The following is a 12,727-nucleotide window of genomic DNA, read 5'->3' on the forward strand; positions in this document are numbered from 1 at the left end:
GTCGCGGTCTGTCTGCCCGCACGTTGCGAACGTGGTGATCCACATGAGCACTGACGAACGTCTCGATCTGGAGTTCGCGTACACCAACTACAGCGACTCGTGCCGCGACGTCTACTCGCTCGCGTACCGCTGCCGGCGACCGCACGGCCACGACGGCGCCCACGCCGCCGGCTTCGGTACGCATCGGGTCCGCTGGGCGCACCACCCGGACCACGGGCCCGACGCGCCGCCCGTCAATCACTAGTCCGGGCGCGCCCAGCACCCTCGACCACCACGGCCAGACCGTCGAGCACGACCTTCAGGCCGAACTCGAACACGTCCTCGTAGGTGAACGTGAACGTGTTCTCGTGCAGCGCCGCCAGGGTCGGAAACCGGCCCGACTCCATCATCTTGATGAGCACGGGCTCCTGCGCGGCCCAGAACTCCTCTTCGGTGATGCCGGTGCGCTGCTCGGCCTGCATCGCGTTGACCTGAGAGCGGGCGACCGCCGACACGAAGCCGTCGACCACCGAGATCATGAGAACCCGCTCGCGGTCGCCGAGGCCGGTCGGCTGGAGCCGCCGTATGAGCGCGTCCATGCCGGCCATGTTGTTCGGCCCGAGCAACGGCCGCACCTGGTCGACCAGCGGATACCAGGGGTGGTCGAGGCACATCCGCCAGACGCCGCGAGCCATCTCCTCCAACGCCGCGCGCCAGTCGCCCGGCTCCGCGCGGGCCGGCTCGCCGGCGGCCGGCTCCTCGGTGACCGGCCCGGCGACGTGGTCGAGCATGAGGTCGAGCAATTCGGCCTTGCCGGGCACATACCGGTAGAGGGACATGGTGCCGACGCCCAGGTGCGCGGCGACGCGTCGCATCGAGAGCGCGGCGAGCCCCTCGGCGTCGGCCACTGCGACGGCGGCTTCGACGATGCGCTCGAGCGTGAGCCCGGGCTTCGGCCCGCGGGTGGGACGCTGCTGCATCCCCCACAGGAGCTCGAGGCTCTTCGAGACGTCGCCGCCGCCGCTGTAGTCGGTTGTCATCAGGGGAAACACTAGTCCGGGAATGAACTGCGCAGGGTGTACGCTTCAATGCGTACGACGTACCCGGTTCAGCGGAAGGGACTCCCTTGAGCGCCTCCAGCCACGCGATCCTCGCCCAGGGACTGCAGAAGAGATACGGCGAGAAACACGCCCTCGACGGGTTCGACCTGGCCGTGCCGCAGGGCACGGTCTACGGCCTGCTGGGCCCGAACGGCGCCGGCAAGACCACCGCCGTGCGCATCCTGGCCACACTGGTCCGGCTCGACGGCGGCCGCGCCGAGGTGGCCGGCTACGACGTCACCCGCGACCCGCGCAAGGTCCGCCGGCGCATCGGCTTCACCGGCCAGTTCACCGCGGTCGACGAGATCCTCACCGGCCGGCAGAACCTGCGCATGTTCGGCCGGCTGTTCCATCTGAGCCCGGCCCGCGCCGCCGCGCGGGCCGACGAGCTGCTCGAGCGGTTCGACCTCACCGAGGCGGCCGACAAGGGCACCAAGGAGTACAGCGGCGGCATGCGGCGCCGGCTCGACCTCGCCGCCAGCATGATCCTCGCGCCGTCGGTGCTCTTCCTCGACGAGCCGACGACGGGGCTCGACCCGCGCGGGCGCAACGAGGTGTGGACGGCGGTCCGCTCGCTCGTGGCCGGCGGCACGACGGTGCTGCTCACCACGCAGTACCTCGACGAGGCCGACCAGCTGGCCGAGCGGGTCGCCGTCATCGACCACGGGAACGTCATCGCCGACGACACCCCGGCCGCCCTCAAGCGGCGCATCGGGGGCGACCAGCTGGAGGTCGTCCTCGACGAGGCGGTCGACCTGCCGGTGGCCGTCCAGGCCGTCGCGAAGGTCGCGGCCGGCGAGCCGGAGGTCGACGAGGAGAGCCGCCGCGTCACGGCCGCCGTCGACCAGCGGGTCAGCGCTCTCACCGACGTCGCGCGCACCCTGCAGGACGAGGGGATCGGCGTCGAGGACATCGGGCTGCGCCGGCCCACGCTCGACGAGGTGTTCCTGCGCCTCACCGGGCACCGGGCCGAGGCTTCCGCCGTCGGCGACCAGGAGCACACGGAGGTCTCCGCATGAGCACCCTCGACCAGGGACTGGACGCGCCCGAGCGGCGGATGTACTGGGCGGTGACCGACGGCTGGACCGTCGCCCGGCGCACGCTCACCCACCTGGTCCGCCAGCCGGCCAACATCGCCTGGCAGCTCGGCTTCCCGATCGTCTCGGTGCTGCTGTTCGGGTACGTGTTCGGCAGTGCGATGAGCGTGCCGGGCGGCGGCGACTACCGCGAGTACCTGATGCCCGGCATGTTCGGCATGACCATGGCCATGGGCTTCATGAACACCGCCTACGCCGTCGTCCTCGACACCACGAAGGGCGTCACCGACCGGTTCCGCTCGATGCCCATGGCGCCGTCGGCGCCGGTGACCGGCCGCGGCCTGGCCGACATCGTCAGCGCCGGGCTGGACCTCCTGGTGCTGGCGGTGACGGCGCTGGTGATCGGCTGGCGCTCGGACGGCGGATTCTGGGCGACGCTGGCCGCGTTCGCTCTGCTGCTGTGGCTGCGGTTCGCGCTGATCTGGATCGGCATCTGGATCGGGCTGATGACGCCGAACGAGGAGGCGGCCGGCAACCTGTTCGCCGTCGCGTTCCCGTTCGCGATGATCTCCAGCGTGTTCGTGGCGCCGTCGCAGATGCCGGACTGGCTGGGCGCCATCGCGGCCTGGAACCCGGTGTCGTCGACGGTGACGGCGGCCCGCGAGCTGTTCGGCAACCCGGCGGCACTGGGCGACAGCTGGATCGAGCAGAACGCCATGGTCATGGCGGTCGTCTGGCCGCTGGTGCTCACGCTGGTGTTCGTGCCGCTGGCGGTCCGGAGGTTCCAGCGGCTCAGCCGGTGACTTCGGGTGGGTCCTGACCAGCCGCTCGCGCGAGTACGCCCCCGGCGCCTCGGTGCCGGGGGCGTCCTCGCGTCCTGCGGATCAGCTGGTCAGGCTGCGCCGGTAGCGGGCGAAGAGCGCCGCCAGGCCACCCAGCACCAGCAGGGCGGTGCCGGCCCAGAGCAGCGAGCCACCGGTGCCGGTGTCCGGGAGGCTGCCGTCGTCGTCACCGGTTCCGTCGTCGTCACCGGAGCCGTCGTCGTCGCCCGTCGCCTCGCAGCCGGCGCCGTCGTCGTCGCTGTCGAGGAGGAACGGGTCGTTCGAGGCGTCGACGAGCTGGACCGGCTTGTGCGCGTCGTCGATCTGCGAGCAGTCGTAGTCGCCGTGCGCGGGGTCGCACCAGGCGGCCGAGCCCACGTAGGCGTCGCAGTCGCCGGCCGACGGCGTCGGGCTCGGCGAGCCGTCGTCGCCGCCGCTCTCGGTGCCGTCGTCGGTCCCGGACTCGCCACCGTCGTCGGTACCGGACTCACCGCCGTCGTCGGTGCCGGACTCACCGCCGTCGTCGGTGCCGGACTCGCCGCCGTCGTCGGTGCCCGCTTCGCCACCGTCGTCCGTGCCATCGTCGTCGCCAGAGCAGCCGGTCGGCTCGTCGGCCGTCAGCGTCCACGTCTGGACGACGGCGTCGAGGCTCGCCGTCACCTCGTGGGCGCCGATGGCCACCTGGTGGTCGCCGGCCGGTGCGGCCGTGCCACCGATGGCGTAGTCGTAGCCAGTGCCGGCCGGAACGGTGACGACGCCCTCCGGCTTGTCGCACGTCGGCTGCGCGATGGTCGGCGCGGCCGGCGGGACGAACAGGACCGGCTCGCTGCCGACCGTGAGGTCCGTGAACCGAACGGTCCCCTCCACGCCCCCGTTGCTGGTGTCGTAGACAAGACCCATGTGCCCGACGGTGCCGTCGGCGGGCACCGTAAGCGAGAGCGAGCCGGACCCCGTCGCGTCGGCCGGCGCCGCCGCGACGAGCAGCGGTGCGGCGCCGACGCCCGCGAACAGCCGGACCGACCCCGCGGCCGGGCTGGCCCCGTCGATCAGTTCGAAGTCGACCCTGATGACGTCGCCCGCGACGACAGCGGCGCCGAGGTCGGTGGTCTCCGCCGACGTGCCGAGTGACGCGCCTTCGATCTCGCCGGACCAGGTCAGGTCGACGGCGGTCGGGCCGTCGAACGCCGAGAGCTCGGACGGGTGCTCCAGACCCGGGGTCCAGACCAGCCCGGGTCCGGTGTCGAGTGTCTTCCACGGACTGGCGGCGAGGATGAACGCCTCACCAGCCGTGTCTTCTGCAAATGCCGCCGGTGCCAGCCCCCCGACCGAGAGGGCCACCGCACCGACCGCTGCGCCGATGATCTTGCGCACGGTCGATCCTTTCGTTGGCCATGCCGCGGCAGTGGCCTGCCGCCGACGCGCGGACCGTAGCGCACATTCGGCCAATGTATGGTGAAAGTCACATGAGAGAACGATCATCCCGGGTTTCATCTTCGGGACCCAGGGTGCATATTCGCCGGTTCGGCCGCCGTAGGATTCGGAGGGTCGTTGACCGGATCGGGCACTGGTGGGGGCCAGCATCGACGTTCTCTTCGTCTGCACGGCCGGCCGCTGCCGCTCGCCCATCGCCGCCGCCGTTCTCGACGCCTACGCCCCGCGGGCCGGGTCGCCGCTGCGCGGACGGGCCGGCGCCCTGGTCGGCGCGCACGGTTCGGTGCCCCCGGTGGGCATCACGGTGATGCGTGAGCGCGGCCTCGAGCTCGGCGGGCACCGCAGCCTCCCCGTCACCGCCGGGTCGGTCGGGTCGGCCGCGCTGGTGCTGGGCATGGAGCGCGAGCACGTCCGTGCCGTCGTCGGCGAGCATCCCGACGCCTGGGTGAAGACGTTCACGCTCAAGGACTTCGTGCGCCGGGCCGAGAAGGCCGCGGTCCGGGGCCGGCACCAGCGCTTCACCGACTGGCTCGAGCACGTCGGCGAGGGCCGCACCCGCGAGGACGTGGCAGGCGAGAGCCCCGAGGACGACATCGTCGACCCCTACGGCCAGCGCGCCTCGGTGTGGCGTGAGGTCGTCGACGAGCTGGACGACCTGATCCGCCGGATGATCCCCACGGTGAAGTGACGCCGTCACAGTCGGCGGTTCGATGTCACGACCGCGACCTTCGGGGCGACGAGACCCGCCCCGGCCCGATAGACAGGTGGGCGCGCCGAACCGGGCCGGACCGGCCTCCGCAGTTCGTTGCCGCAGCACAGACCGGGTTTCGATCAGTGAACCGCCAGGCCCGCCGACGGCCGCGCCGACCCCGGTCCCAGCGGGCCGACTGACGCCGGATATCCCAAATGTCCGTTGTGATGCGCGTCTCGTGCCGGCCGATGTTTCAACGTGTCACACGTCACGCGGTGACGCTGCATCGCGGCTCGGACGGTGTCACTCTGGTGACATCTCCTAGAGAGTGCGGAGGGCGGACATGGTCGGCCGGGGTGGCCGCAGCAGCGTCCTCGCACACCACAGGCCGGCGTGGCGGCCGGTCGGACCAGCCAGGTCCCGGCCGCCACGCCTGATCAACGAACGGGGAAACAGAAGGTGAGCCAGCCCGCTCAACTCCCGCGCCGCTTCGCCCTGCACCGCCGCTACGACGTCACCGGTGTCTCCGGCACCGGCATCGTCGCCTACGGCACGCAGTACCCGACCGGCCGCACCACCCTCGCCTGGTGCTGCTCCGACGTGCAGTCCGTCGCCGTCTACGACGACATCGACCACGTCACGGCCATCCACGGCCACGGCGGTCTCACCGAGATCCGCTGGATCGACCCGCCCCACCCGTCCGAGCCGGTCATCGGCAGCGCCCACCCCGCGGGCGTCACGGTCCTCAACGGCCGCGCCCGCTGCGCCACCGCCGCCCAGCAGACCGCCTGACGCCTCGGACCGCGACTCCCCGCAGTAGCGGGGAGGGATGAGTGCGCGTCTGCCCACTCATCGGGCACCCGTGCGATGGGCGAGGGATCGAGCCGCTAGGACACCACCGGTCCCTCCCCATCGCCCCCTTCAGCCCTGGACGCCGCCGGCCGCGCCACTCGCACCACCGCCGCCCACGTGACCGCCGCCGTCCCGTGGCACCCGCCGGCCGAAGCCGGCGTCGAGAGCGCAAGCGGGGCTGACCAGGTGGCGGAGGCGGTGGATGTGGAGCCGGCGTCACGTGCGCACGCGGCATGCTTCACCGCCGCGAAGCGGAGCCGGCGCAACATCCACCGCCTCCGCCACCGGAACCCCGCGCGGACGCGACAGATCACGCACCGGCCGGCTCACCGCGGACGGCGGCGTAGGTCTGGCCGAGCGCGGTGATGGAGCGGTCGTACGAGGCTTGCGCGACGCCGGTGAACAGGCAGTCCGCCACCATGAGCTGCGCGATCCGGCTGCCCAGCGCGCCCGGGCGCAGCCGTGACTCGCGCGCGGCGGTGGTGAGGACGATGTCGGCGGCGCGGGCCACCGGGGCGTCGGCATGGTTCGAGATCGCGATGGTGGTCGCGCCGGCGCGGGCGGCCAGGGTGAGGAACCGGACGGTGCCCGCCGTCGCGCCCGTGTGGGAGACGCCGACGGCCACGCAGTCGGCGTCGAGGACCACGGCCGAGGTCCAGGCGGAGTGCGGGTCGGCCCACGTCAAGGCGGTGCGGCCGATGCGCACCAGCTTCTGCTGCAGGTCCAGGCCGACGAAGGCGCTCGCCCCCACGCCGAACAGGTCGACTCTGCGGGCGGCCGCGACCGCCGCCACCGCGCGCGCCAGCGCGTCGAGGTCGAGCGCCTCGGCGGTGTCGGAGATGGACAGGGCCTCCTTGCGCGCGACCTTCGCGACGATGTCGGACAGCGAGTCGTCGCGGTCGATGTCGCCGGACGCGGCGGCGTCGCCGGCGTGGGCGAACGTCTCGCGGGTGACCTCGCGGGTGAGGTCGAGCCTCAGCTCCTGGTGCCGCCGGTAGCCCAGCCGCCGGTAGAAGCGCACCACCGTCGTGGTCGACGTCTCACCCTCGGCGGCCAGGCGGTGCATCGACCAGCCGGCCACGCCCACCGGGTCCGCCAGGATCGCCCGGGCCACCCGCTGTTCCGACGGCGGCAGCGCCGGCAGGGCGGCACGGATGTCGACCAGGATCCTGCGGGCGGACGGCGTCGTCGGCATCGGGCTCCTTCTCGTCGGGTGATCGCGTACCAACTTTACGCATGCGAGCTCTCAGACGTATGGTCTATACCTGTCTGACGAACGAACGAGGAGGACGGGCATGTCGAACGGTCTGCGCATGACGGCGATCGGCGCCGTTGTCGCGATGTCCCTGGCGCTCGCCGCGTGTTCCGACGCGCCCCGCGACGAGGCGGGCTCCGGCGGCGACGCCGGCGCGTCCGAGGCGCAGCCCGGCGGCGACCTCGTCATCGGGGTGACGTCGGACCCGGACACGCTGTTCCCCTGGCGCGCCACGCAGTTCCAGGCCGTGCACCTGCTCGGCAACGTCTACGGCACGCTCACCGAGCTCGACGAGAACCTCGAGGTCGTCCCCGGCCTGGCGGAGTCCTGGGAGGTGTCGCCCGACGGTCTCACCGTCACCTTCCAGCTGCGCGAGGACGTGACGTTCGCCGACGGCAGCGCGTTCGACTCCGAGGACGTCGTCTTCTCGCTCGAGTCCATCCGCGACGAGGCGACCGCCGCCGTGGCGGCCAGCACGCTCGCGCGGGTCACCGCCGTTGCCGCTCCCGACCCGAGCACCGTCGAGCTCACGCTCAGCACGCCCGACTCCGGTCTGTTCGCCAACCTCGCGACCGTGAACCTGGCGATCCTGTCCTCGGACGACACCGAGGAGGCGCTGAACACCCAGCCCAACGGCACCGGGCCGTTCACGTTCGAGGCGCGCGTGCCCAACCAGTCGGTCACGCTGGCCCGCAACGACGCCTACTGGGGCGAGCCGGCGCTGCTCGACACCGTCGAGTTCCGCGTCATCCCGGACGAGTCGTCCATCGTCTCCGCGATGCAGTCCGGCAACGTCCAGATGGCCGTGTTCGACGACCCGCTGGTGGCCGACACCGCCACGAGTCCGGACCTCACCGTCACCGAGACGCCGCAGCTCAGCTACCACGTCCTGCAGCTCAACGCGCGCCGCGGCCCGCTGGCCGACGTCAACGCGCGGCTGGCGATCCAGTGCGCCATCGACCGCCAGCAGGTGCTCGACACCGCCGCGCTGGGCGAGGGCGAGGTCACCGGGCCCATCACGTCGCCGGCCTACAAGTCCGACCCCGACGCCCGGCCCTGCCCCACCCGCGACCTGGACCGGGCCCGCGAGTACCTCGCCGAGGCCGGGCTGCCCGACGGGTTCGCGCTCGACACCATCGTGTCGCAGGGCGAGTACGCCACCTCGGTCAACGAGGCGCAGAACCTGCAGGCGCAGCTCGCCGAGGTCGGCATCGAGCTGACGTTCACGCCGCTGGAGTCCGGCGCCTACGTCGACCGCTGGATCGCCGCCGACTTCGACGCCGCCGTCGCCCTCAACGGCGGCCGCCCGGAGCCCGACGGCATGTACGGCCGCTACTTCACCAGCGACGGCAACCTCAACCAGGTCGCCGGGTACAGCTCGCCGGAGCTGGACGAGCTGTTCGCGCAGGGCCTGCAGGCCACCGACGAGGACGAGCGCAAGGAGATCTACGACCAGGTCGCCCGGCACCTCGAGGACAACGCCGCCTGGGTGTGGCTGTTCACCAGCTACACGTACACCGTCACCACGAACACGCTGCAGGGCTTCGTCCCGATGGCCAACGGCTCGCTGCAGTACCTCCGGACAGCCGGCTTCACCGGCTGACCGGGGCGGACGGCATGCTCGACACTCTCGTCCACAACGGCGTCGTCCGCCGCGTCGCCCAGTCCGTGTTCACGCTGTTCGGCGTGGCCGTCGTGGTGTTCGTCGTACTCCGGGCCATCCCGGGCGACCAGATCACCGCCAACCTCGGCACCGAGGCGGCCGCGCTGACACCGGACCAGCGGGCCGCCCTGGAGTCGTACTACGGGCTGGACCAGCCGCTGCTCACGCAGTTCTTCGGCTGGCTGGGCAACATCCTGACCGGGAATCTCGGGTTCTCGGCGCGGGCGCAGACCAGCGTCGCCGACCTGACGCTGCAGGCGCTGCCGGTGACGTTCGAGCTGGCGGTGCTGTCGATCCTGCTGGCGCTGGTCATCGGGATCCCGCTGGGCATGCTGTCGGCGTCGCGGCCGAACTCCGCGCGCGACGCCACCGGCCAGGTCGTGGGGCTGGCCGGGCTGTCGGTGCCGGCGTTCCTGCTGGCCACGACGCTGACGTCGGTGCTCGCGTCGCGGTTCGGGTTCAACCCCAACGGCGAGCCGTTCGCGCGGTTCTTCGACGACCCGCTGCTGAACCTGCAACAGATGCTGCTGCCGTCGCTGGTGCTCGGGTTCGGCGTCGCCGCGCCGATCCTGCGGACCACCCGGACCGCGGTCCTCGAGGTCGCCTCCGACGACTTCGTGCGGACCGCACGGGCCAAGGGCGTCCCCGCCCGGCGGCTGCAGATCCGGCACGTGCTGCGCAACGCGCTGGTGCCGATCGCCACCATGACCGGCCTGCAGTTCGGCTACCTGCTGGGCGGCGCGGTGGTGGTCGAGCAGATCTTCTCCATCCCCGGCATCGGCCGGCAGGTGCTGCTGGGCATCCAGCAGAACGAGTACGCCCTGGTGCAGAGCACCGTGCTGGTCATCGCGCTGGCGTTCGTCCTCGTCAACCTGCTCACCGACCTGCTGTACCGGATCATCGACCCCAGGGTGCGCGCCGCATGACCACCACCGACCAGATCGCCGACGTCGCGCCCACCCGGGTCAGCGCGCGTGGACTGCTGCGTGCCCTGACCCGCAGCCGCGTAACGCTCGCCGGCCTGGTGATCACTGGCGTGCTCACGATCGTCGCCGTGCTGGCGCTCCTCGGCGCGCTGCCGCACGACCCGCTCGTCCAGGACCCGCCCAACCGGCTGCTGGCGCCGTCGGCCGAGTACTGGTTCGGCACCGACCAGTTCGGCCGCGACGTCTTCTCGCGGGTGGCGGCGGGCGTGGGCAACTCCGCGCGGATCGCCGCGGTGGCGGTGGCCATCGCCGCCGTCATCGGGACGGCCGCCGGACTGGTCGCGGGCTTCTACCGGGGCTTCTCCGACACGGCCATCGGCGGCGTCACGAACATCCTGTTCGCCTTCCCGCCGCTGCTGCTCGCGCTGGCGCTCGCATCGGTCTTCCAGCGCACCTGGTTCACCGTGGCGGTGGCCATCGCCATCGTCTACACGCCGATCTTCGTCCGGGTCACGCGCGGGCCGGTGCTGTCGCTGCGCGAGATCGACTACGTCCGCGCGGCGGTGAGCACCGGGCAGAGCCGGCCGGCGGTCATGCTCAAGCACGTCCTGCCGAACATCACGTCGATCATCATCGTGCAGGTCACGCTGTCGTTGTCATGGGCCGTGCTCACCGAGGCGTCGCTGAGCTTCCTGGGCCTGGGCACGCCGCCGCCGGCGCCGTCGCTGGGCTCGATGATCTTCGAGGCGCGCACGCTCGTCACCGTGGCGCCGTGGACGATGCTCGCCCCCGGGCTGGTGGTCGTGGCGCTCATCGCCGGGCTGAACCTGCTCGGCGACGGGTTGCGCGACCGGTACGACCGCCGCGGCCGGGGCGCGCGATGAGCGACGGGGACGGGCGCACGCCGCCGGACACCGAGGCGATCGACCCGCGCTACGCCGCCATCGAGGAGGCGTCGGTCGCCGACCTCGCCCGGCTCATGAACGACGCCGACCGGACGGTGCCGGCCGCGGTCGGCCGCGAGCTGCCGCGGATCAGCGCCGCCATCGAGGCCATCGTCGAGCGGGTCGGTGCCGGCGGCCGGCTGGTCTACGCCGGCGCCGGCACGTCGGGCCGGCTCGGCGTGCTCGACGCCTCGGAGTCGCGCCCGACCTTCAACGTCGGCCCCGACGAGGTGCTCGCCGTCATCGCCGGCGGACCGGACGCCATCGCCGGTGCCGTGGAGGGCGCCGAGGACGACGCCGCGGCCGGGGCGCGGGCGATGACCGACGCCTGCATCGGTCCCGCCGACGTCGTCGTCGGCCTCGCCACCAGCGGACGGACGCCGTATGTGCTCGGGGCGGTCCGCCGGGCCCGCGAGCTCGGCGCGTTGACCGTCGGCGTCTCCTGCAACCGCGGCGCCGAGCTGAGCGCCGACGTCGACCACCCCATCGAGGTGGTGGTCGGGCCGGAGGTCCTGAGCGGCTCCACCCGGCTGAAGGCCGGCACCGCACAGAAGCTGGTGCTCAACATGATCTCGACCATCACCATGGTCCGGCTCGGCAAGACCTACCGCGGCCTCATGGTCGACCTGCGGGCCACCAACGACAAGCTGCGCGGGCGGGCGACGCGGATCGTGTCGGCACTCACCGGGGCCGGCCCGGACGAGGCCCGGGCCGTGCTCGCGACCTCCGGGTACGACGTCCGCGCCGCCGTGGTGCGGCTGCGGCTCGGCCTCGACCACGACACCGCCACCGAGCGGCTGCGCGCCGCCGGCGGCCGGCTGCGCGACGCACTGGGAGAACACGCATGAGAGTCCTCGGCCTGATCTCCGGCACGTCGCACGACGGCATCGACGCGGCCACCGTCGACTTCACCGTCGACGACGGCGTCCTGCGCGGCGACATCGTCCACCTGTCGGCGACGCCGTACACGCCGGAGCTGCGGGCCCGGCTGCTCGCGGCGCTGCCCCCGGCGCCGGTCACGCTGGCCGAGGTCGCCGTCCTCGACACCCTCATCGGCCAGGCGTTCGCCGACGCCGCGGCGGCGGCCCTCGCCGCGGGCGGCCCGGCCGACCTCGTCACCTCGCACGGCCAGACCGTCTTCCACTGGGTCGAGGGGAGCAAGGCGCTGGGCACGCTGCAGCTCGGCCAGCCCGCCTGGATCGCCGAGCGCACCGGCACGCCCGTGCTGTCCGACGTGCGCATCCGCGACATCACCGCCGGCGGCCACGGCGCGCCGCTGGTGTCGATCCTCGACGACCTGCTGCTGCGCGGGCTCGACGGCGTGCCCGCGGCACTCAACCTCGGCGGCATCTCCAACATGACGGTGCTGCGTCCCACCGGGCTGCACGCGTACGACATCGGCCCGGCCAACGCGCTCGTCGACGCCGTCGTGACCCAGCACGGGCTGCACCCCAGCGGCTACGACGACGGCGGCAGGATCGCCGCCACCGGCACCGTCGACCCTGCGCTCCTCGACGTCCTCCTGGCCGAGCCGTACTACCGGCTGCCCGCCCCCAAGAGCACCGGCAAGGAGCTGTTCCACCTCGGCTACGTCGACGACGCCGTCGAGCGCAACGGCCTCACGCCGGAGCCGGCCGACCTCGTCGCCACCCTCACCGAGCTGACGGTGCGCACCGTCGCCGACGCGGTCCGGGCCGAGGGTGTGACGACGCTGGTCGTGTCGGGCGGCGGCGTGCGCAACCCGGTGCTCGTCGACGGCCTGCGCCGCGCGCTGCCGGACACGCGGCTGATCCCGTCCGACGACCTGGGGGTGCCCGCGGGCGAGAAGGAGGCCATCGCGTTCGCGCTCATCGGCTGGTGCAGCGCGCACGGGCTGCCCGGCACCGTGCCCGGCGGCACGGGCGCCACCGCCCCGCGGATCCTCGGCACCTTCACGCCCGGCGCCGCTGCGCTGCGGCTGCCCGAGCCCCTGGCGACGATGCCGCCGGCGCTGACCCTGCGGCGTGCGGCGCTGCCATGACGCCGTCC

At 72.7% G+C, this 12,727-nt stretch carries 13 protein-coding genes; 10 read left to right on the top strand and 3 right to left on the bottom strand.

The genetic code is table 11. The features are described from left to right. The first annotated feature begins 43 nt into the window (after positions 1–43). A complete protein-coding gene (locus E1212_RS06745) occupies positions 44–244 on the top strand; it encodes a hypothetical protein (RefSeq protein ID WP_131980622.1) in 201 nt (66 codons plus the stop codon). On the opposite strand, the gene E1212_RS06750 is transcribed toward E1212_RS06745, so the two are convergent. After that, positions 234–1,019 carry a TetR/AcrR family transcriptional regulator gene (locus tag E1212_RS06750; protein ID WP_131980624.1) on the bottom strand — a complete coding sequence of 262 codons (786 nt, stop codon included), beginning with the start codon at positions 1,017–1,019 and terminating at the stop codon, positions 234–236. The two genes, E1212_RS06745 and E1212_RS06750, sit on opposite strands and share 11 nt — an antisense overlap. A gap of 86 nt (positions 1,020–1,105) precedes the next feature. Between E1212_RS06750 and E1212_RS06755 the strand changes: the two genes are divergently transcribed. Together E1212_RS06755 and E1212_RS06760 are read left to right on the top strand one after the other, a co-directional pair. Further along, positions 1,106–2,098 (top strand): ATP-binding cassette domain-containing protein, encoded by a 993-nt coding sequence (locus tag E1212_RS06755; RefSeq protein WP_131980626.1) that lies wholly within the window; start codon positions 1,106–1,108, stop codon positions 2,096–2,098. Beyond that, positions 2,095–2,919: an ABC transporter permease gene (locus tag E1212_RS06760; RefSeq protein ID WP_131980628.1), complete on the top strand. Its 825-nt coding sequence runs from the start codon at positions 2,095–2,097 to the stop codon at positions 2,917–2,919. The genes E1212_RS06755 and E1212_RS06760 overlap by 4 nt, the downstream gene beginning before the upstream one ends. Positions 2,920–3,000: 81 nt before the next feature. On the opposite strand, the gene E1212_RS29300 is transcribed toward E1212_RS06760, so the two are convergent. Next, positions 3,001–4,308 carry a hypothetical protein gene (locus E1212_RS29300; RefSeq protein ID WP_162605359.1) on the bottom strand — a complete coding sequence of 436 codons (1,308 nt, stop codon included), beginning with the start codon at positions 4,306–4,308 and terminating at the stop codon, positions 3,001–3,003. Positions 4,309–4,504: 196 nt separating this feature from the next. Here E1212_RS29300 and E1212_RS06770 point away from each other — a divergent pair, with 196 nt between their 5' ends. Together E1212_RS06770 and E1212_RS06775 are read left to right on the top strand one after the other, a co-directional pair. Beyond that, positions 4,505–5,056 (top strand): arsenate reductase/protein-tyrosine-phosphatase family protein, encoded by a 552-nt coding sequence (locus E1212_RS06770; protein WP_162605360.1) that lies wholly within the window; start codon positions 4,505–4,507, stop codon positions 5,054–5,056. A 462-nt stretch (positions 5,057–5,518) separates the two neighbouring features. After that, on the top strand, positions 5,519–5,851 hold the full coding sequence (locus E1212_RS06775; RefSeq protein ID WP_203416526.1) for a hypothetical protein: 333 nt from the start codon (positions 5,519–5,521) through the stop codon (positions 5,849–5,851). Positions 5,852–6,221: 370 nt separating this feature from the next. Here E1212_RS06775 and E1212_RS06780 read toward each other — a convergent pair whose 3' ends face one another. Then, complete coding sequence (locus tag E1212_RS06780; protein WP_131980632.1) at positions 6,222–7,106, bottom strand: MurR/RpiR family transcriptional regulator; 885 nt, start codon at positions 7,104–7,106, stop codon at positions 6,222–6,224. A 100-nt stretch (positions 7,107–7,206) separates the two neighbouring features. Between E1212_RS06780 and E1212_RS06785 the strand changes: the two genes are divergently transcribed. Genes E1212_RS06785 through E1212_RS06805 form a run of 5 tightly spaced genes read left to right on the top strand, consistent with a single transcriptional unit; the run spans position 7,207 to position 12,719 of the window. Next, positions 7,207–8,769 carry an ABC transporter substrate-binding protein gene (locus E1212_RS06785; RefSeq protein ID WP_131980634.1) on the top strand — a complete coding sequence of 521 codons (1,563 nt, stop codon included), beginning with the start codon at positions 7,207–7,209 and terminating at the stop codon, positions 8,767–8,769. Positions 8,770–8,783: 14 nt separating this feature from the next. Then, complete coding sequence (locus tag E1212_RS06790; RefSeq protein ID WP_131980636.1) at positions 8,784–9,755, top strand: ABC transporter permease; 972 nt, start codon at positions 8,784–8,786, stop codon at positions 9,753–9,755. Continuing rightward, positions 9,752–10,639: an ABC transporter permease gene (locus E1212_RS06795; protein WP_131980638.1), complete on the top strand. Its 888-nt coding sequence runs from the start codon at positions 9,752–9,754 to the stop codon at positions 10,637–10,639. Before E1212_RS06790 ends, E1212_RS06795 begins: the two co-directional genes overlap by 4 nt. Further along, positions 10,636–11,547: an N-acetylmuramic acid 6-phosphate etherase gene (gene murQ, locus E1212_RS06800; RefSeq protein WP_131980640.1), complete on the top strand. Its 912-nt coding sequence runs from the start codon at positions 10,636–10,638 to the stop codon at positions 11,545–11,547. Before E1212_RS06795 ends, murQ begins: the two co-directional genes overlap by 4 nt. Then, positions 11,544–12,719, top strand: coding sequence for an anhydro-N-acetylmuramic acid kinase (locus E1212_RS06805; protein ID WP_131980642.1), 1,176 nt, complete (start codon positions 11,544–11,546; stop codon positions 12,717–12,719). Before murQ ends, E1212_RS06805 begins: the two co-directional genes overlap by 4 nt. The last annotated feature ends 8 nt before the right edge of the window (positions 12,720–12,727 follow it).

The organism is Jiangella ureilytica (genome assembly GCF_004348545.1).
Taxonomy (GTDB): Bacteria; Actinomycetota; Actinomycetes; order Jiangellales; family Jiangellaceae; genus Jiangella; species Jiangella ureilytica.

What these genes read in the sequence shown, in the direction of transcription:
- E1212_RS06795 (WP_131980638.1), top strand. Translation starts at nt 9,752, where the DNA reads ATGACCACCACCGACCAGATCGCCGACGTCGCGCCCACCCGGGTCAGC.
- murQ (WP_131980640.1), top strand. Translation starts at nt 10,636, where the DNA reads ATGAGCGACGGGGACGGGCGCACGCCGCCGGACACCGAGGCGATCGAC.
- E1212_RS06805 (WP_131980642.1), top strand. Translation starts at nt 11,544, where the DNA reads ATGAGAGTCCTCGGCCTGATCTCCGGCACGTCGCACGACGGCATCGAC.
- E1212_RS06790 (WP_131980636.1), top strand. Translation starts at nt 8,784, where the DNA reads ATGCTCGACACTCTCGTCCACAACGGCGTCGTCCGCCGCGTCGCCCAG.
- E1212_RS06780 (WP_131980632.1), bottom strand. Translation starts at nt 7,106, where the DNA reads ATGCCGACGACGCCGTCCGCCCGCAGGATCCTGGTCGACATCCGTGCC.
- E1212_RS06760 (WP_131980628.1), top strand. Translation starts at nt 2,095, where the DNA reads ATGAGCACCCTCGACCAGGGACTGGACGCGCCCGAGCGGCGGATGTAC.
- E1212_RS06785 (WP_131980634.1), top strand. Translation starts at nt 7,207, where the DNA reads ATGTCGAACGGTCTGCGCATGACGGCGATCGGCGCCGTTGTCGCGATG.
- E1212_RS06750 (WP_131980624.1), bottom strand. Translation starts at nt 1,019, where the DNA reads ATGACAACCGACTACAGCGGCGGCGGCGACGTCTCGAAGAGCCTCGAG.
- E1212_RS06745 (WP_131980622.1), top strand. Translation starts at nt 44, where the DNA reads ATGAGCACTGACGAACGTCTCGATCTGGAGTTCGCGTACACCAACTAC.